Raw genomic sequence first — 18,445 nt, 5'->3', positions numbered from 1 at the left:
GAAAAGTCGCCTCCAACGATTGGGGCGGCTTTTTTTGTGCTTTGCGCCGCAATATCGCGCAAACGGTTGAAATCGAATAGGTTTACAACAGTGTTCTGGTCATCGCTTTGCGATGCACCGAACAAATTCCCTTGTTGCAACTGTCCCACAACGATGCATAAACTGTCGATATCGATTGCTTATATGCGAGGAGACATCTCCTGCGCTAAAGCCGCTGAAAAGGATTGGGGATATGATCAAGACCGTCAATGAAGCCGACCTCCCCCTTCCCAAGCCCAAAGCATCGACGCCCGAGGTTCTGGCCGACCAGATCATGGAGCGCCTCACCTATGGCATCGGCAAGGACGCCAAGGTCGCGACACCGCATGACTGGCTGACGGCGACAATCCTGGTGGTGCGCGACCGCATCATTGACCGCTGGATGGAAACCACTCGCTCGGCCTATAGCAGCAATTCCAAGCGTGTTTACTATCTGTCGCTGGAATTTCTGATCGGTCGCCTGATGCGCGATGCCATGTCCAATCTCGGTCTGGTCGAGGAAATCCGGGCCGCCTTGGCGTCGCTGAGCGTCGACCTCGACATGATCGCAGGCCTCGAGCCAGATGCAGCGCTCGGCAATGGTGGCCTTGGACGCCTTGCCGCCTGCTTCATGGAGAGCATGGCAACCGTCAACATTCCGGCCTATGGCTACGGCATTCGTTATGTCCATGGCCTTTTCCGCCAACAGATGGCCGATGGCTGGCAGGTCGAGCTTCCGGAAACCTGGCTCGCCCACGGCAACCCGTGGGAATTTGAGCGCCGCGAATCGTCCTATGAGATCGGCTTCGGTGGCACCGTCGAGACGGTCAACGGACAGCATGACGATTTGCGCTATGTGTGGAAGCCAAGCGAGCGCTTCATCGCCATGGCCTACGACACGCCGGTGGTTGGCTGGCGCGGCGAACGCGTGAATACGCTGCGGCTATGGTCGGCCCAGCCGATCGATCCAATTTTGCTCGATGCCTTTAACGCCGGAGACCATATCGGCGCACTCAAGGAGAGCAACAGGGCCGAAACGCTGACGCGCGTTCTCTATCCGGCAGATGCCACCCCGGCCGGCCAGGAATTGCGGCTGCGTCAGGAATATTTCTTCTGTGCCGCCTCGCTGCAGGACATCCTGCGTCGCCATATCCAGCACGGGAACGCCTTGGAAATATTGCCAGAAAAGGTCGCGATCCAGCTCAACGACACCCATCCTGCTGTCTCTGTTGTCGAACTCATGCGCCTGCTCTGCGACGTTCACGGGATGGATTTCGACCAGGCCTGGGACATCACCTCACGCACATTCTCCTATACCAACCACACGCTGTTGCCCGAAGCGTTGGAAAGCTGGCCGGTCCCCTTGTTCGAGCGCCTGTTACCGCGTCACATGCAGCTGATCTATGCGATCAACGCCAGAATCCTGCGCGATGTCCGCAAACGCCAGCAGTTCGATGACGGCGAAATCAGCAGCATATCGCTGATCGACGAAAACGGTGAACGCCGCGTGCGCATGGGCAATCTGGCCTTTATCGGTTCGCACAGCATCAACGGTGTGTCAGCGCTCCACACAGAACTGATGAAGGAAACGGTCTTCGCCGACCTTCACAAGCTCTATCCCGACCGCATCAACAACAAGACCAATGGCATCACCCCGCGCCGCTGGCTGATGCAATGCAACCCGCAACTGACATCGCTGATCCGCGAAGCGATCGGCGATGATTTCCTCGACGATGCGGAAAAGCTGACAGCACTCGACGCCTTTGCTGACGATGCTGCGTTCCAGGAAAAGTTTGCGGCCGTCAAACGGTCAAACAAGGAGAAGCTGGCTGCACTGGTGGCAAGCCGAATGGGCATCCGCCTGAACCCGGACGCGCTTTTCGATATCCAGATCAAGCGCATTCACGAATACAAGCGCCAGCTTTTGAACATCATAGAGACGGTCGCGCTCTACGATGAAATCCGTTCTCATCCCGATCGTGAATGGGTGCCGCGCGTAAAATTCTTCGCCGGGAAGGCTGCCCCCAGCTATCATAATGCCAAGCTGATCATCAAACTGGCCAATGATGTTGCCCGCGTGATCAACAACGATCCCTCCGTCGGTGGCCTGCTCAAGGTCGTCTTCCTGCCCAACTACAACGTGTCTCTGGCAGAGGTCATGGTACCCGCGGCAGACCTCTCCGAACAAATTTCGACAGCCGGGATGGAAGCATCGGGAACCGGCAACATGAAGTTTGCGTTGAATGGTGCATTGACGATTGGAACTTTGGACGGTGCAAATGTGGAAATGCGCGATCATGTGGGTGAAGACAACATCGTCATTTTCGGCATGACGGCTGACGAGGTTGCCAATATGCGCTCGGAGGGCCATGATCCCCGTGCCATTATTGAAGGCTCGCGAGAATTGTCGCAGGCGCTGTCTGCTATCGCGTCCGGCGTGTTTTCACCGGATGATCGCGACCGCTTCTCGGGCCTGATCGATGGCCTCTACAGCCACGATTGGTTCATGGTTGCCGCTGACTTCGAAGCCTATGCCAAGGCTCAACGCTTCGTGGACAGCATCTGGCAGGACAAGCCGAGCTGGTTCGGCAAGACGATCCGCAATACAGCCCGCATGGGCTGGTTTTCCTCTGACAGGACGATCCGCCAATATACCGCGGATATCTGGAGAGCTTGATGGCGAAAGCAACGAAGAGCGCCGGCAAACAGGAACAGCAAGACAAAATTGCGCCGGAGGAAATCGAAGCGATCGTCAAAGGTGAGCATTCTGATCAGTTCGCAGTGCTTGGAGTTCACGAAAGCGGCTCCGGTTATGTGGCCCGCTGCTTCATCCCTGATGCGGAAAAAGTCACCGTCTACAAGCTCGACGGTACCGCCATCGGAGAACTGGCCTGCCTTCACCCGGCAGGCTTTTTTGATGGGCCGGTCAATCTGAAAGGTGTTTTCCCCGTCCGCTTCCGCGCCGAACGCGAGGATGCAGAATGGACGGTCACGGACCCTTACAGCTTCTGGCCGGTTCTTGGTCCCATGGACGACTACTTCATCCGCGAAGGCTCGCATCTGCGTCTCTTCGACCGCATGGGTGCCCATCCGCTGCGTCACCAGGGTGTCGACGGTTTCCATTTCGCGGTATGGGCTCCCAATGCCCGGCGCGTGTCGGTGGTCGGAGATTTCAACGGCTGGGACGGACGTCGCCATGTCATGCGGCTGAGACGCGATACCGGCATCTGGGAAATCTTCGCGCCGGATGTCCATGCGGGCTCGTCCTACAAGTTCGAGATTATCGGCAAGAATGGCGAGCGACTGCCGCTAAAGGCTGACCCCTATGCCAGACGTGCTGAACTGCGGCCCAACAACGCCTCGGTCACAACGCCCGAACTGATCCAGGATTGGGAGGACACAGCCCATCGCGAGCACTGGGCCTCTGTTGATCATCGCCGTCAGCCGATCACCATTTATGAGGTACACGCCAGCTCATGGCAGCGCCGCGACGATGGCTCCATGCTGAGCTGGGACGAGATAGCCGAACGGCTGATTCCCTACTGTATCGATATGGGCTTCACCCATATCGAGTTCCTGCCCATTACCGAACACCCCTACGACCCATCCTGGGGCTATCAGACGACAGGGCTTTATGCGCCGACTGCTCGCTTCGGCGAGCCGGAGGGGTTTGCCCGCTTCGTCAATGGTTGCCACAAGGTCGGCATCGGCGTCATTCTCGATTGGGTGCCTGCCCACTTCCCCACAGATGAGCACGGCTTGCGCTGGTTCGATGGAACCGCACTCTACGAACACGAGGACCCCCGCCAGGGATTCCATCCCGACTGGAACACTGCGATCTACAATTTCGGGCGCGCTGAAGTTCTGGCATATCTCGTCAACAATGCCATCTACTGGGCAGAGAAATTCCACCTCGACGGCCTGCGCGTCGATGCCGTGGCGTCGATGCTCTATCTCGACTACTCGCGGAAAGAAGGCGAGTGGGTGCCCAACGAATATGGTGGCCGAGAAAACCTCGAATCCGTTCGCTTCCTCCAGCAGATGAACAAACTGGTTTACGGCTCCACGCCCGGTTTCATGACCATCGCAGAGGAATCCACATCCTGGCCCAAGGTATCGCAGCCCGTCCACGAGGGCGGCCTCGGCTTCGGCTTCAAGTGGAATATGGGCTTCATGCACGACACGCTGAGCTATCTGGCCCGCGACCCGGTACACCGCAAGCACCACCATGACGAAATCACCTTCGGGCTGGTCTACGCCTTCAACGAAAACTTCGTTCTGCCGCTGTCCCATGACGAAGTCGTACACGGTAAAGGCTCGCTGATCGCCAAGATGGCCGGTGACGACTGGCAGAAGTTTGCCAATCTGCGCGCCTATTATGGCATGATGTGGGGTTATCCCGGCAAGAAACTGCTGTTCATGGGCCAGGAGTTTGCCCAGTGGAGCGAATGGAGCGAGGAGCGGCAGCTGGACTGGAACCTGCTGCAATATCCCGCCCATGAAGGCATGCGCCGTCTGGTGCGCGATTTGAACATGACCTATCGCCGCAAGCCCGCGCTTCATGCCCGTGACTGCGAAGGCGAAGGCTTCGAATGGCTGACGGCGGACGATCCGGAAAACTCGGTTTTCTCTTGGCTGCGCAAGGCACCGGGGGAAGCGCCGGTTGCCGTGATCTGCAACTTCACGCCTGTTTATCACGAGCGTTACTCTGTTCCGCTGCCCGCCGAGGGCCGCTGGAGAGAGCTTTTGAATACCGATGCCGAAGTCTATGGAGGAAGCGGCAAAGGCAATGGCGGGCGGGTGAATGCGGTACGGCACAGCGACGGAACGATCCGTGCCGATTTGACCCTTCCGCCCCTTGCAACCATCATGTTGGAACTGGAAATTTAAGGGGAGGTTTGAATGTCGGAACGAAGGATCCAGCCGCTGGCCCGTGATGCCATGGCCTATGTTCTTGCAGGCGGACGGGGGAGCCGCCTGAAAGAACTGACAGACCGGCGCGCAAAACCCGCCGTCTATTTTGGCGGCAAGGCCCGCATTATCGATTTTGCCCTTTCCAATGCCATGAATTCCGGTATTCGCCGCATTGGTGTCGCCACCCAGTACAAGGCGCATTCCCTGATCCGCCATCTGCAGCACGGCTGGAACTTCTTCAGGCCGGAGCGTAACGAGAGTTTCGACATCCTGCCGGCCTCCCAGCGTGTGTCGGAGACGCAGTGGTATGAAGGTACCGCCGACGCCGTTTACCAGAACATCGACATCATCGAGCCTTATGGCCCGGAATATATGGTGATCCTGGCCGGTGACCATATCTACAAGATGGACTACGAGCTGATGCTTCAGCAGCACGTCGATTCCGGTGCCGATGTGACCGTCGGCTGCATGGAAGTGCCGCGTATGGAAGCGACCGGCTTCGGCGTCATGCATGTCAACGAGAAAGACGAAATCATCGACTTCGTCGAGAAACCCGCCGATCCGCCGGGCATTCCCGGAAACGAGGAATTTGCCCTGGCCTCCATGGGCATCTACGTCTTCCACACCAAGTTCCTGATGGAAATCCTTCGCGAGGATGCAGCCGACCCCAATTCCAGCCGTGACTTCGGAAAGGATCTCATTCCGCACATCGTCAAGAATGGCAAGGCAGTGGCGCACCGCTTCGCCCAGTCCTGCGTGCGGTCCGATTTCGAGCGTGAGCCCTATTGGCGCGACGTAGGTACGATCGACGCCTATTGGCAGGCCAATATCGACCTGACGGATATCGTTCCGGAACTCGATATCTACGACAAGTCGTGGCCCATCTGGACCTATGCGGAGATCAATCCGCCGGCGAAGTTCGTCCATGACGACGAAGGCCGGCGTGGCTCGGCGATATCCTCGCTGGTATCGGGCGATTGCATCATTTCCGGTTCGTCCCTCTACAAGAGCCTGCTCTTCACCGGTGTGCGCGCCAATTCCTATTCCAGGCTCGAAGGCGCGGTCATCCTGCCCAAGGTTCTCGTCGGACGCCATGCGCGACTGACCAATGTCGTGATCGACCATGGCGTGGTCATTCCCGAAGGACTGATCGTGGGCGAGGATCCGGAAATGGATGCCAAGCGTTTCCGCCGCTCCGAAAACGGCATCTGCCTCATCACCCAAGCCATGATCGACAAACTGGAAATGACGACCTGATGAATGTTCTGTCCGTCGCCTCGGAACTCTACCCTCTGATCAAAACCGGTGGGCTTGCGGATGTGACAGGTGCGCTGCCCCTGGCACTGGGTGCGCATGGTGTCACGACCCGCACACTGCTGCCGGCCTATCCGTCTGTTCTGGCGGCGGTCGGCAAAACCCGAAAGAAGCTCCCGCTGGGCGTATTATTCGGCGAAAAGGCGACAATTCTCGAAGTAAAGCATGAAGGCTTGGATATGCTGCTTTTGCATATCCCCGCCTTTTACGACAAGCCGGGCGGACCTTACGTGGACGGTAGCGGCAAAGACTATACCGACAACTGGAAGCGTTTCGCCGCGCTGTCACTGGCCGGTGCAAAAATCGCGGCAGGTGCCCTTCCCGGCTGGCGCCCGGACGTTGTTCACGTGCATGACTGGCAGGCTGCAATGACGCCTGTCTTCATGCGCTATGCCGAAGCGCCGGAAGTGCCAAGCCTGATCACCATCCACAACATCGCCTTTCAGGGTCAGTTCTCCGCAGACCTGTTTCCGCAGCTTGAACTGCCAACCCACGCCTATTCGGAAGCGCTCGAATATTATGGCAGCATGAGTTTCCTCAAAGGCGGTCTGATGACGGCCCATGCGCTCAGCACCGTCAGCCCTTCTTATGCCGAGGAAATCCTCATTCCGCAATTTGGCATGGGCCTTGAAGGTGTGATTGCCAGCCGCGCCGGCGATCTGTTCGGCATTGCCAACGGCATCGACACCTCCGTCTGGGATCCCGGCGCTGATCCGCTGATCGCTGCCAATTTTACTGCCTCTTCGGCACGCAAACGCGCCCAGAACCGCAAGGCGTTGAGCAACCGTATGGGTCTCGACGCTGATGACAGCCCGATCTTTTGCGTGATCTCGCGGCTGACATGGCAAAAGGGCATGGATCTTCTGGCGGACGTCGCAGACGACCTTGTCGCCATGGGCGGCAAACTGGCCATTCTGGGCACCGGCGATGCAGGCCTGGAAGGCGCACTGTCCGAAGCCGCCGCCCGCCATCCTGGCCGGATTGGCATGACCATCGGCTATAACGAACCTCTCTCTCACCTGATGCAGGCAGGATCGGATGCGATCCTCATACCCTCCCGTTTCGAACCCTGCGGCCTGACCCAGCTTTACGCCCTTCGCTACGGATGTATTCCGGTTGTTGCACGCACCGGCGGACTGAATGACACCGTGGTCGATGCCAATGAGGCCGCATTGTCTGCCGGCGTTGCAACCGGCGTTCAATTCGGCAATGTGAGCGCAGATGGACTGCGTCAGGCGCTGCGCCGCACGATGCGCCTTCATGGTGAGGACAAGATTTGGGCTCAGATGCAGAAACAGGGCATGAAATCGGATGTGTCCTGGGGTCGAAGCGCCGCGCGCTATCACGACCTCTACACAAGCCTCGTTGCGAAAGGCCAGTAATACAATGAAAAACTCTGTTGCCACCAAACCTTATGCTGACCAGAAGCCCGGCACCTCGGGCCTGCGCAAGAAGGTACCTGTGTTCCAGCAGGAGAATTATGCCGAAAACTTCATCCAGTCGATCTTCGATTCACTGGAAGGTTTTGCCGGCAAGACGCTGGTGATCGGTGGCGATGGCCGCTATTTCAACCGCGAGGTCATCCAGATCGCTATCCGCATGGCGGCCGCCAACGGGTTCGGCAAGGTCATGGTTGGACAGGGCGGCATTTTATCGACGCCTGCAGCCTCCAACATCATTCGTAAATACAAGGCTTTCGGCGGCATCATTCTTTCGGCCAGCCACAATCCCGGCGGCCCGAACGAAGATTTCGGCATCAAGTATAACGCCAGCAATGGCGGCCCGGCATCCGAGCGCATCACGGATGCGATTTACGAACGTTCCAAGGTGATCGACAGTTACAAGATCGCAGAGGCAGACGAGGTTAATCTTGACGATATTGGCGAGACAGAACTCGCCGGCATGACGGTCGAGGTGATCGATCCCGTTGCTGACTACGCCGAACTGATGGAGCAATTGTTCGACTTCGCCGCCATCCGTGGCATGTTCGGTCTCGGATTCCGAATGGTGTTTGATGCCATGAGCGCGGTTACCGGCCCCTATGCGACCGAAATTCTGGAAAATCGCCTCGGTGCGCCCAAGGGAACGGTTCGCAACGGCACGCCATTGCCCGATTTTGGCGGCCACCATCCGGACCCGAATTTGGTCCATGCCAAGGAACTCTATGACCTGATGATGTCGGGCGATGATGCACCCGATTTTGGCGCCGCCTCCGATGGTGATGGCGACCGCAATCTGATCATCGGCAAGGGGATATTCGTTACCCCCTCCGACAGCCTGGCATTGCTGGCGGCCAATATTACGCTCGCGCCCGGATATGCGGGCGGCATCACCGGCATTGCCCGCTCCATGCCGACCAGTGCGGCCGCAGACCGGGTGGCGGAAAAGCTCGGTATCGGCATGTACGAGACCCCGACCGGCTGGAAATTCTTTGGCAATCTTCTGGATGCCGACAAGGTGACCATTTGCGGCGAGGAAAGTGCCGGCACCGGCTCGAACCATGTCCGCGAAAAAGACGGTCTCTGGGCCGTCCTGCTCTGGCTAAACATTCTGGCAGGTCGCGGCGAAAGCGTCGAAGACATCGTGCGCAAGCACTGGGCGACCTATGGCCGCAACTACTATTCCCGCCACGATTATGAAGGTGTGGAAACGGATCGCGCCAATGGTTTGATGGGTTCGCTTCGCGAACGTCTGGCCACGCTTCCCGGCACCAGGGTCGGCGATCTCGTGGTCGCCGAGGCAGACGATTTCGCCTATCACGATCCGGTCGACGAATCCGTATCGAAGAACCAGGGTATCCGCATCCTCTTCGAAGGCGGCTCCCGCGTGGTCTTCCGACTGTCCGGCACAGGCACCTCTGGCGCGACACTGCGTGTCTATATCGAGCGCTACGAGCCAGATCCCGACCGACACGACATCGAAACCCAGACGGCCCTTGCGGATCTGATTGCAGCGGCCGAAACATTGGCCGATATCAAGAGCCGCACCGGTTTCGACGCACCGACCGTCATCACCTGATCATGACAGGCTAACGCTTGGCCCGGGTGCCGGAGGTTGACCTTCCTGTACCCGTTTCTCGTCTGATACGAACTGATCAGTGAAATGCGCGCACCTCGACCGGTGTTCGGCAGGCGATCACGGCCTTGCGGCCCCAGGCCAAGGCTTCGTCCATGGACTGGGCTTCGAGGATCCAGAAGCCGCCCATATGCTCGCTTGTGTGCAGATAGGCCGCTTCGGTGACCAGCACTTCCCCATCAGACTGTGCAGTGAGAGACCTGGCCTCGCTTGCCGATGTCAGGCCGCCAGCGAAGATGCGTGCACCAGCTGCGACCATTTCGTCGTTGAGCCTGTCGATGTCGCGGGACATCGCTTCGTCCTCTGACGCCAAGGGATCGTAATCATCCGGAAAATGTATGGCGACGAGATACTGTGACATGCGTTGTCCTCCTCGGAATGTCGCTCGCTACGGCTTTACTGTTGGATGTCCGGCTCGACCAGATGCGCCAATTGCGTCATGGACTCCTGCCAACCGAGGTAGCAAGCCGCTTCGGGAATAACCTCCGGGACGCCCTCCTGAACGATGGTCAGATCCGTCCCGCAAAAGACCGGCTTCAGCGTCACTGTCACCACGATCTCGCCTTTCAGATTGGGGTCGTCGAAGACATCGGTGTAACGGATCAACGCGTTTTCGATGAGCTCCAGATAGGTTCCGCCGAATGTGTGCGAGTGCTGGGTGGTGAAGTTGGTGAAGGACATCTTGAACGTCCCGCCAACTTTCGCCTCCAGATGATGCATCTTGCCGATAAAGCCATAAGGCGGGACCCATTTGCACTGGGCGTCGCCATCCAGAAATGCACGATAGACCTTCTCCGGCGGTGCGCGGAGCACACGGTGAATGCGAATGGTATGCGGCATGACAAGCTCCCTGATGGTTACGGTTGTGGCAAAATATATTCAAGATAGGCCTTCAGATGCCGCAGGCTGTCGCGTGCCTGATCAGCGCCATTTTTGGCCTTGGCAAAAATGAAGGCACCTTGCAGCACCGACTGGATGAAGTAGCCGACGCTCTCAGGCGTCCAGTCGGCATCAGGCGCATAGAGCGCCTTGGCGGCAGCAACGTCCTCGACCAGAAATGCGATATGCCCCGACATGCCATCATCGCATGCAACGCGGATCGCGGGATGCGTCTGATAGGTCTCCTGCACCAAAGTACCCAGCAGACAGGTGAATTCGGACACGTCCCGGTCCAGGATATCGAGGCGAAAATCGACATAGGCGAGCAGACGCGCGCGCGGATCGGTCATCGACCGGTAGGGCGCAGAGACGAAGATCTCGCCGGTAAACCGGTTCCAGAAATCGACAGTGCCGATGACCAGTTCTTCCTTGCTTTTGAAGTGATGAAAAAAGCTGCCTTTACTGACACCGGAGCGCGCGCAGATATCGTCGACGGTGGTGGCAGCATAGCCCTTTTCGCGGACGAGGCCGAGTGCTGCCTCGATCAATTTCAATCGGGAAGGATGAATGGTCTCGGACATGCGGATCTCCTCGCTCCAACTTATGCGATAATAAACCAACCAGTTGGTATGGTGTCAATCGATAGTTTTGAAACGATGATTTCGCCCCCGCGATCGCAAGCGTCATCAAACTATCGCTCGCCCAGTCGCGTCTTATCCGGCACACTGAAACCGGGACAGATTCGCAATCCTTACCTGCGCGAAAAGAAGCCATGACATCCACAGTTTCAGGCGCAACGCCGACAGCATCAGGCACTGATTTTTCCGTGTGGTCAGATCACGCCGATAGGATAGAACTCTGCCTCTTCGACCGTGACGGAAAGACGGAAACAGATCGGCTTGAAATGATCCGCGGTGATGACGGCAATCATCACCTGCATGTCGACAAGGTTGGCAAAGGCCAGCGCTACGGCTTTCGCGCTTATGGACGCTATGAGCCAGAAAATGGCTTCTGGTTCGATCCGGCGAAGCTTCTCATCGATCCCTATGCGAAGGAACTGGACCGTGCCTTCACCTATGACGGACGGCTTGCCGTCTTTGGCGAGGATACGGCCGACCTCGTTCCCAGAACGATCGTTGGCAAAGACCGGCCGGTAAAGCAATCTGCCCCGAAATTCAAAAGCGGCGGCTTCATTTATGAACTCTCGGTAAAAGCCTTCACGCAGTTACATCCTCAGGTGCCGGTCAAACAGCGCGGCACGATTGCGGCCCTGGCTCACCCGGCGGTGATCGCACACTTGCAGAAGATCGGCGTCGATGCAGTCGAACTGCTGCCCATCACCGCCTGGATCGACGAACGCCATCTGCCAGCGCTCGGCCTCACAAATGCCTGGGGCTATAATCCGGTCGCGATGATGGCGCTTGATCCGCGCCTTGCGCCGGGCGGTGTGAAGGAGTTGCGCGATACCGTTTCAGCCCTGCACAATGCCGGCATCGGCGTCATTCTTGATCTTGTCTTCAATCACACCGGCGAAAGCGATGTCCTGGGTCCGACCCTGTCGCTGCGGGGCCTGAGCAATATCAGCAGTTACCGTCACCAAGCCGACAATGCGGGCGTACTGATCAATGACACCGGCACCGGCAACACACTCGCCTGCGATCACCCCTATATCCGCAGTTTGATCGTCGACAGTCTGCGCCACTTCGTCTTGAATGCCGGAATTGACGGTTTCCGTTTTGATCTTGGTCCCGTGCTGGGCCGAACCGCGCATGGCTTCGACCGGCATGCCGAGACCCTGCGGGCAATCACCTCGGACGAGGTGCTGTGCGATCGCATCCTGATTGCCGAACCATGGGATATAGGCCCCGGTGGCTACCAACTCGGCAATTTCCCCGAACCTTTCCTCGAGTGGAATGATCAGGCCCGCGACACGATCCGCAAATTCTGGCGCTGCGACCACCACATGACCGGAGCCATGGCGACGGCGCTTGCAGGCTCTTCCGATATTTTCTCCCGCCATGAAGGCACCCAGACACGCTCGGTCAATTTTATCGCCGCCCATGACGGGTTCACGCTGATGGACATCGTCTCCTTTGCCCACAAGCACAATGAGCGGAATGGCGAAGACAATCGCGACGGCCACAATGAGAACCTCTCCTGGAACAATGGCGCAGAGGGTCCCAACGAGGACGCTGAAATAGCCAGCCGCCGCAAGCGCGATATCATGGCGCTCCTGTCGACACTCTTTGCCAGCCGTGGCGCAATCATGCTGACCGCAGGCGATGAGGGAGGGCGCACCCAACAGGGCAATAACAACGCCTATTGCCAGGACAATGAAATCACCTGGCTTGATTGGGAAACCATGGATGCGGAACTCATAGACCTCACCGCCAGTCTCCAGACCATGCGCCGGCGCTTCTCGGTATTCTCAGACACCAGGCTTTTAACCGATCACGATGTGGAGTGGCTGACGCTCGACGGTCAGCCAATGTCCGTCTCCGATTGGGAGCAGCCTGACACCGCCGGGTTTGCCATGGTGCTAAAGACCCATGACGCGATGTCGGATAAAGACACACGACTTGCAGTCATTTTCAATAGAAGCGATGATATGCATCGAGTGGAGCTTCCCATGTCCGGCACAGCTGAATGGCAAATTGCATCAACGGGTGCAACGCCGACCGCACTGGAAATGGATCCTCGAAGCGTCGTATTCCTTGTCCAGCACTGACTAAATATTGCCCTTTACGTGGATGACGATGTTAACGACCGTCTGCCATGCCTATTCAATAAGAATACGTTCGAACAATTGTGAGGTAGCATGCCGCGTGAAATCTCCTTGGCCGAAGTCGAAGGCTTCGTTGGACAGGAAGTAGGCGTTTCGGATTGGATGACAGTCGATCAGAAACGGATCGACGCCTTTGCCGACGCGACCGACGATCATCAGTTCATTCACACTGATCCCGTGCGCGCTGCGGCTGAAACGCCCTTCGGCGGCACGATTGCCCATGGCTTTTTGACGATTTCCCTGTTGTCGACCATGAACTTCAACTGCCTGCCGACGATCCGCGAGCAGACCATGGGCATCAATTACGGTTTCGACAAAGTCCGCTTCATGTCGCCGGTCAGGACGGGCAAGCGCATCCGCGGCCATTTCGTGCTGGCGGAGGCACGCTTTCGCGGTGCCGGCATGCTCATGACCACCTATGAGGTCTCCATCGAGATTGAAGGGGAACGCAAGCCGGCGCTCACCGCCAACTGGATTACCATCATCCAGTTCGACCCGAAGGACAGGCCTGACGCCAAGCCATGACCTCCACCGAAACCGATGTGCGGCAGGCTTTCCTGAAACAAGCCAAAAGCTGCGAGGATCTGGGCTCCGCATTCACCGCCAGATTGTGCCGCTTGGCAGCAAAGCACATGCGCGCCGATACCGCAGTCGAAGAACGCATTCTCCCCTGGCCCGGCAACGCAACGGCGACCGGTGATGCCCTGGCACTTCGCCTTGCAGGCTCGCTGCATGCGCTCGTGCTCTCCGGTCAAAGCGCGGCATTGGCCGACATCTATCCACCAAAGGCCGCAGAGGATGCGATGCTCTGGGCATCGGTGAAGGCCGCCTTCATTGACCATCAAGCCTTCATACTGGACCGTCTGACGTCGGCACCCCAGACCAACGAGGTGCGCCGATCCGCTGCCCTCTTGCCAGGCTTCCTCACAATTGCGCAGCTGACGGCCAAGCCGCTAATGCTCTCGGAAGTCGGCGCCAGCGCTGGCCTCAATCTCAACTGGGACAAATATGCCTACACATTCGGGTCCACGACCTGGGGCGGGACATCGACAGTGTCGTTGGCACCTGATTGGCAGGGACAGCCAGTGCCGAATGCGAAACTGAGCGTCACGAACAGAGCCGGTTGCGATCTCAACCCTCTCAATCCCGCATCCGCGGAAGATCGCCTTCGGCTCATGTCCTATATCTGGGCCGATCAGGCCGATCGTTTGGAGCGGACACGCCATGCATTGGAAATTGCCGTTGCAAACAATGTCGTCGTGGATCGCGCAGACGCGATCGACTGGCTCAAACGGCGCCTGTCGCAACAGCATACCGGCGTCACCCACGTGATCTACCACACCATCGCCTGGCAATATCTGCCGGATGCGCTGAAAGCCAAAGGTGAAGCGCTCATCGCAGCAGCCGGTAAAAAAGCAACGACCGACGCACCATTGGCGCGGTTGCAGATGGAAGCGGATGGAAAGACGGATGGCGCAGCACTGACGCTGCAAATCTGGCCAACAGGCGAGCGCCACGAGATCGGCCGAGCCGATTTCCATGGCCGCTGGGTCAACTGGAAAGGCTGGCCGTCGGCTTAGCAACGGCCAGCATCACTCGCAATTAATCAATGCGCGCCTTCGGCGAGGAGCCCGAACGCATAATCGGCAAACGACCGCCAGCATTCGACGCGGAACGTTTCCTCATCGACGCGGTAGAGCACCACTTCGATCTTGGCGAGAATGGTGCGCGAGGCAGCGCCCACCGGAAAGACCGAAAGCGACAGATCCTGCGGGCAGCCCGCATTGATGGTCGCCTCAGCACCGGGACCGGATGCGATAATCGCCGTATTGCGGTGAGAGACATCCGTTGCCGAATGAACAGTCCCCGATGCGGCGCAATCGGCCATCAGGTCGCCGCCCTTCTCGTCAATCAACAGCCACTCATCGGGACCGAGCCAGAGCGCAATACGCCCCTTGGCTGCAACCGAACTCTTCGGCTTGACCGGCAGCTTGATGCCGAGAGACTTGGAAAGCCCGGCAATTGCATCCGCCCCTGCCCTCAGAGAAACCCGGCCCGCCGGCTCAGCCGGGGTCAGGCGCACCGTTGACGATCCACCGCGCTTGCCCTGAAGCACAGGCTTGCGTACCGCTTCCATTGCATCAGCCATGAATGCGCCCCCCTTCCTTGTCGTAGAACACCATATCGGTCACTTCGACCGCGATTGTCTTGTCGGCCATCGGCACGAAAAGCGTCTGGCCCATGCGGGTCTGTCCGCCGGCCACCATCGCAAGCGCGATCGGCTTGCCGAGATTTTCCGACCAATAGGACGATGTTACATGACCAAGCATGGTCATCGGCTTCGGCTGGTTCGGATCGGCAACGATCTGCGCACCCTCTTCCAGCACATTGCTGCCTTCCTTGACGATCAGACCAACAAGCTGCTTGCGGCCTTCACGCACGATATCCGGACGCTTGAGGCCGCGGATACCGACGAAATCCGTCTTCTTCTTCGACACGGCCCATGACAGCCCGGCATCGTGCGGCGTAAGCGTGCCGTCCGTATCCTGACCGACAATGATATAGCCCTTTTCAGCGCGCAGCACATGCATGGTCTCGGTGCCATAAAGGCAAGCCCCCATGTCCTTGGCACGCGCCCAGACAGCTTCGAGAACAGACGCACCGTAATCGGCAGGCACATTGATTTCAAAGCCAAGTTCGCCGGTAAACGACATGCGGAACAGCCGCGTCGGCACACCACAGAACTTGCCCTCAGCCACGCTCATATGCGGGAAGGCTTCGTTGGAGATATCGATGCCTTCAACGAAAGGCTCGATGATCTCGCGCGCCTTCGGTCCCTGAACGGCGATGACAGCCCATTGTTCGGTGGTCGAGGTCAGCCATACCTTCAGATCCGGAAACTCGGTCTGCAGATAGTCTTCCATGTGTTGCAGCACGCGTGGCGCGCCGCCGGTGGTGGTGGTCACATGGAAACGATCCTCGGCCATGCGCCCGACAACGCCGTCATCATAGATGAAGCCGTCTTCGCGGGTCATGATGCCGTAGCGGCAACGACCGGGCTTCAGCGTATCCCAGGCATTGGTATAGAGCAGGTTCAGGAACTTTGCAGCGTCAGGACCGACAACCTCGATCTTGCCAAGCGTGGAGGCATCGAACACACCGGCTACGTCGCGAACGGTCTTGCACTCGCGGTTGACGGCCTGATGCATGTCCTCGCCAGGACGGGGGTAATACCAGGCACGCTTCCAGTTGCCGACATCCTCAAACTCCGCACCATTGGCAACTTCGACCTGGTGCATTGCCGTCTTGCGCGCAGGATCGAACAACTCGCCACGGGAATGGTTGATGAGCGTACCGAAAGTGACGGGCGTATAGGGTGCCCGGAATGTCGTCAGCCCCACATTGGGGATTTCCTTGCCAAGCATTTCAGCGGCAATCGCCAGACCATGCATGTTGGAAAGCTTGCCCTGGTCAGACGCCATGCCGTTTGTGGTGAATCGCTTGATGTGCTCGATGGAATGCATGCCTTCGCGCACAGCAAGGCGAATATCCTTGGCGCAGACATCATGCTGGAAGTCGATAAAGGCCTTGACCGAGGTCTCCGGTCCGGCGCCTTCTGCAGCACCGATCATGCCGCCCGTCCAGTCAAACGCATTCTCACCCCGAATATTCGACGGCTTCTTGCCCTTGGTTCCGGCCTCCTTGGCCAGATTGAGGCCAGCAATGGATGCTTCGTCCAGCATAGCCTGAAGGTCGTCCGTTCCGTTGCAAGAACCGACGCAGATACCGTTCTGCGCATAGACGTCCGGCAGGAAACGGTCCTTTGCCTTGTCGAATTTCAGCTTGCCCCGCGATTGCGAGAACAGATGCACCGACGGTGTCCATCCAGCCGAGACCAGAAGGGCATCCACCTCGATCTTGCGAGCGGAGCCACCGCCATTGGCCTTGACCGTCACCGACTTGACCCGAAGGCGCCCGGAGGTGTCGGTAATATGGTGCGATGTCAGAACCTCGATGCCGAGTGCCTTGGCTTTCGCCAGAACGGCATCACCCGGGTTCGCACGGCAGTCGACGATTGCGGGAACGGATACACCGGCGTTCTTCAGATCGAAGGCCGCTTCGTACGCCGAGTCATGAGCGGTGTAGATGCCGACCTTGGCACCGACAGCAACCCCGAAATGGTTGAGATAGGTGCGTCCGGCAGAGGCAAGCATGATGCCCGGGCGGTCATTATTGGCAAATACCATATGGCGCTCGATCGAGCCGGTTGCCATGATCACCTGCTTGGCACGAACCTGCCACAGCCGCTCACGCGGCATATTGCGGCCGGGATTGGCCAGATGATCGGTTACACGCTCGGCCAGCGCCACGAAATTGTGGTTGTAGTAGCCGAAAGCCGTAGTGCGGTTCAGCAGGGTGACATTGTCCATTTCGGACAACCGCGAAGCCGTCGCCTGCGCCCAGTCATAACCATTGACACCCTCGATCTTCGCGCCGGTATCGAAATGCAATGCACCACCAACTTCGGGCTGTTCATCGCAAAGGATTACCTTGGCGCCCGCTTCCGCTGCAGAAAGGGCAGCAGCCAGACCGGCAGCGCCGGCACCGACAACGAGCACGTCACAATGGGCATAGCGATTGTCGTAGTGATCCGGATCAGCTTCCGTCGGCGCAACACCCAGACCCGCCGCGCGGCGGATAAAGGGCTCGTAAAGCGCATGCCAGGCGGCCTTCGGCCACATAAAGGTCTTGTAGTAGAAGCCGGCGGCAAAGAATGGCGAAAACAGATCGTTGATACCGCCGATGTCATAGGCCAGAGAAGGCCAGCGGTTCTGCGACTGGGCCGTCATGCCGTCGAAGACTTCTTGAACGGTCGCCCGCACATTCGGCTGACGACGGGCACTGTCACGCGAAATGTCGAGAAGCGCATTGGGCTCTTCCGGACCGGCCGTCAGAATGCCGCGAGGACGATGATATTTGAAGGAGCGACCGGCGAGATGAATGCCATTGGCCAGAAGCGCGGAAGCAACGGTATCGCCTTCGATCGCAGTATAGCTGACGCCATCGTAGTTAAAGCGTGCGGTGCGGGCGGGCGTCAGACGGCCCTTGCCGGGAATACGATTGGACGCGCTCATCGAATAGCTCCCGCGGGTACGCCTGCTGCCGTCAGCATTTCGGCATCGGGTTGCGGCTCACCGGCCTTGTAGGTCATGTAAATTTTGTCGCTCACGGTATCGCGCGCGGCATTGAAGAATCGGCCACAGCCATGAATATGCCGCCAGCGCTCGAAGATCAGCCCTTTCGGGTTTTCGCGCATGAAGAAATAATCGGCAAACTCGGCGTCCGTGATATCGGCGATATTCTGCGGGCGAGCGATATGGGCTTCACCGGCACCACGGAATTCGAGTTCCGAGCGCTCTTCTTCGCAATAGGGACATCTAATCAGGAACATTGATGTTC

Annotated in this window: 14 protein-coding genes; 8 read left to right on the top strand and 6 right to left on the bottom strand. The window is 58.3% G+C overall.

The window, feature by feature from the left end; translation table 11 throughout:
• Positions 1 to 232: 232 nt before the first annotated feature.
• From ACWPM9_RS04985 to ACWPM9_RS04965, 5 genes are read left to right on the top strand one after another with little or no spacing between them, the layout of a single operon-like run.
• Positions 233 to 2,695 carry a glycogen/starch/alpha-glucan phosphorylase gene (locus ACWPM9_RS04985; protein WP_428187839.1) on the top strand — a complete coding sequence of 821 codons (2,463 nt, stop codon included), beginning with the start codon at positions 233 to 235 and terminating at the stop codon, positions 2,693 to 2,695.
• Positions 2,695 to 4,908, top strand: a complete 2,214-nt coding sequence (gene glgB / locus ACWPM9_RS04980; protein WP_484756967.1) for a 1,4-alpha-glucan branching protein GlgB — start codon at positions 2,695 to 2,697, stop codon at positions 4,906 to 4,908. Before ACWPM9_RS04985 ends, glgB begins: the two co-directional genes overlap by 1 nt.
• 12 nt (positions 4,909 to 4,920) lie before the next feature.
• Positions 4,921 to 6,189 carry a glucose-1-phosphate adenylyltransferase gene (gene glgC, locus ACWPM9_RS04975; RefSeq protein WP_428187837.1) on the top strand — a complete coding sequence of 423 codons (1,269 nt, stop codon included), beginning with the start codon at positions 4,921 to 4,923 and terminating at the stop codon, positions 6,187 to 6,189.
• Entirely contained in the window at positions 6,189 to 7,628 is a 1,440-nt protein-coding gene (glgA, locus tag ACWPM9_RS04970) for a glycogen synthase GlgA (protein WP_428187836.1), read from the top strand. Before glgC ends, glgA begins: the two co-directional genes overlap by 1 nt.
• 4 nt (positions 7,629 to 7,632) lie before the next feature.
• Positions 7,633 to 9,264 carry an alpha-D-glucose phosphate-specific phosphoglucomutase gene (locus ACWPM9_RS04965; RefSeq protein ID WP_484756966.1) on the top strand — a complete coding sequence of 544 codons (1,632 nt, stop codon included), beginning with the start codon at positions 7,633 to 7,635 and terminating at the stop codon, positions 9,262 to 9,264.
• Positions 9,265 to 9,340: 76 nt separating this feature from the next.
• On the opposite strand, the gene ACWPM9_RS04960 is transcribed toward ACWPM9_RS04965, so the two are convergent.
• From ACWPM9_RS04960 to ACWPM9_RS04950, 3 genes are read right to left on the bottom strand one after another with little or no spacing between them, the layout of a single operon-like run.
• Complete coding sequence (locus ACWPM9_RS04960; RefSeq protein WP_484756965.1) at positions 9,341 to 9,682, bottom strand: YciI family protein; 342 nt, start codon at positions 9,680 to 9,682, stop codon at positions 9,341 to 9,343.
• A gap of 35 nt (positions 9,683 to 9,717) precedes the next feature.
• On the bottom strand, positions 9,718 to 10,161 hold the full coding sequence (locus tag ACWPM9_RS04955) for an SRPBCC family protein (protein ID WP_484756964.1): 444 nt from the start codon (positions 10,159 to 10,161) through the stop codon (positions 9,718 to 9,720).
• Positions 10,162 to 10,178: 17 nt separating this feature from the next.
• On the bottom strand, positions 10,179 to 10,781 hold the full coding sequence (locus ACWPM9_RS04950) for a TetR/AcrR family transcriptional regulator (protein ID WP_484756963.1): 603 nt from the start codon (positions 10,779 to 10,781) through the stop codon (positions 10,179 to 10,181).
• 191 nt (positions 10,782 to 10,972) lie between these two features.
• Here ACWPM9_RS04950 and glgX point away from each other — a divergent pair, with 191 nt between their 5' ends.
• From glgX to ACWPM9_RS04935, 3 genes are all read left to right on the top strand, one after another.
• Entirely contained in the window at positions 10,973 to 12,928 is a 1,956-nt protein-coding gene (glgX, locus tag ACWPM9_RS04945) for a glycogen debranching protein GlgX (protein ID WP_484756962.1), read from the top strand.
• 90 nt (positions 12,929 to 13,018) lie between these two features.
• Positions 13,019 to 13,510 (top strand): MaoC family dehydratase, encoded by a 492-nt coding sequence (locus ACWPM9_RS04940; RefSeq protein WP_428187830.1) that lies wholly within the window; start codon positions 13,019 to 13,021, stop codon positions 13,508 to 13,510.
• A complete protein-coding gene (locus ACWPM9_RS04935; RefSeq protein ID WP_484756961.1) occupies positions 13,507 to 14,565 on the top strand; it encodes a DUF2332 domain-containing protein in 1,059 nt (352 codons plus the stop codon). Before ACWPM9_RS04940 ends, ACWPM9_RS04935 begins: the two co-directional genes overlap by 4 nt.
• Before the next feature lie 26 nt (positions 14,566 to 14,591).
• Here ACWPM9_RS04935 and ACWPM9_RS04930 read toward each other — a convergent pair whose 3' ends face one another.
• The 3 genes from ACWPM9_RS04930 to ACWPM9_RS04920 are packed head-to-tail and all read right to left on the bottom strand — an operon-like array spanning position 14,592 to position 18,437.
• Positions 14,592 to 15,134, bottom strand: a complete 543-nt coding sequence (locus ACWPM9_RS04930; RefSeq protein ID WP_484756960.1) for a sarcosine oxidase subunit gamma — start codon at positions 15,132 to 15,134, stop codon at positions 14,592 to 14,594.
• Positions 15,127 to 18,120 (bottom strand): sarcosine oxidase subunit alpha, encoded by a 2,994-nt coding sequence (locus ACWPM9_RS04925; protein ID WP_484756959.1) that lies wholly within the window; start codon positions 18,118 to 18,120, stop codon positions 15,127 to 15,129. Before ACWPM9_RS04925 ends, ACWPM9_RS04930 begins: the two co-directional genes overlap by 8 nt.
• The gene (locus ACWPM9_RS04920; RefSeq protein WP_484756958.1) at positions 18,117 to 18,437 is read right to left on the bottom strand and encodes a sarcosine oxidase subunit delta; all 321 of its coding nucleotides are present in this window, start codon (positions 18,435 to 18,437) and stop codon (positions 18,117 to 18,119) included. Before ACWPM9_RS04920 ends, ACWPM9_RS04925 begins: the two co-directional genes overlap by 4 nt.
• Positions 18,438 to 18,445 lie beyond the last annotated feature (8 nt).

Source organism: Agrobacterium sp. H141, from assembly GCF_057158725.1.
This window is presented reverse-complemented; position numbering and strand designations above follow the sequence as displayed.

Excerpts from the sequence above, each read along its gene's own strand:
- ACWPM9_RS04985 (WP_428187839.1), top strand. The coding sequence starts at position 233 with ATGATCAAGACCGTCAATGAAGCCGACCTCCCCCTTCCCAAGCCCAAA.
- glgB (WP_484756967.1), top strand. The coding sequence starts at position 2,695 with ATGGCGAAAGCAACGAAGAGCGCCGGCAAACAGGAACAGCAAGACAAA.
- glgC (WP_428187837.1), top strand. The coding sequence starts at position 4,921 with ATGTCGGAACGAAGGATCCAGCCGCTGGCCCGTGATGCCATGGCCTAT.
- glgA (WP_428187836.1), top strand. The coding sequence starts at position 6,189 with ATGAATGTTCTGTCCGTCGCCTCGGAACTCTACCCTCTGATCAAAACC.
- ACWPM9_RS04965 (WP_484756966.1), top strand. The coding sequence starts at position 7,633 with ATGAAAAACTCTGTTGCCACCAAACCTTATGCTGACCAGAAGCCCGGC.
- ACWPM9_RS04960 (WP_484756965.1), bottom strand. The coding sequence starts at position 9,682 with ATGTCACAGTATCTCGTCGCCATACATTTTCCGGATGATTACGATCCC.
- ACWPM9_RS04955 (WP_484756964.1), bottom strand. The coding sequence starts at position 10,161 with ATGCCGCATACCATTCGCATTCACCGTGTGCTCCGCGCACCGCCGGAG.
- ACWPM9_RS04950 (WP_484756963.1), bottom strand. The coding sequence starts at position 10,781 with ATGTCCGAGACCATTCATCCTTCCCGATTGAAATTGATCGAGGCAGCA.
- glgX (WP_484756962.1), top strand. The coding sequence starts at position 10,973 with ATGACATCCACAGTTTCAGGCGCAACGCCGACAGCATCAGGCACTGAT.
- ACWPM9_RS04940 (WP_428187830.1), top strand. The coding sequence starts at position 13,019 with ATGCCGCGTGAAATCTCCTTGGCCGAAGTCGAAGGCTTCGTTGGACAG.
- ACWPM9_RS04935 (WP_484756961.1), top strand. The coding sequence starts at position 13,507 with ATGACCTCCACCGAAACCGATGTGCGGCAGGCTTTCCTGAAACAAGCC.
- ACWPM9_RS04930 (WP_484756960.1), bottom strand. The coding sequence starts at position 15,134 with ATGGCTGATGCAATGGAAGCGGTACGCAAGCCTGTGCTTCAGGGCAAG.
- ACWPM9_RS04925 (WP_484756959.1), bottom strand. The coding sequence starts at position 18,120 with ATGAGCGCGTCCAATCGTATTCCCGGCAAGGGCCGTCTGACGCCCGCC.
- ACWPM9_RS04920 (WP_484756958.1), bottom strand. The coding sequence starts at position 18,437 with ATGTTCCTGATTAGATGTCCCTATTGCGAAGAAGAGCGCTCGGAACTC.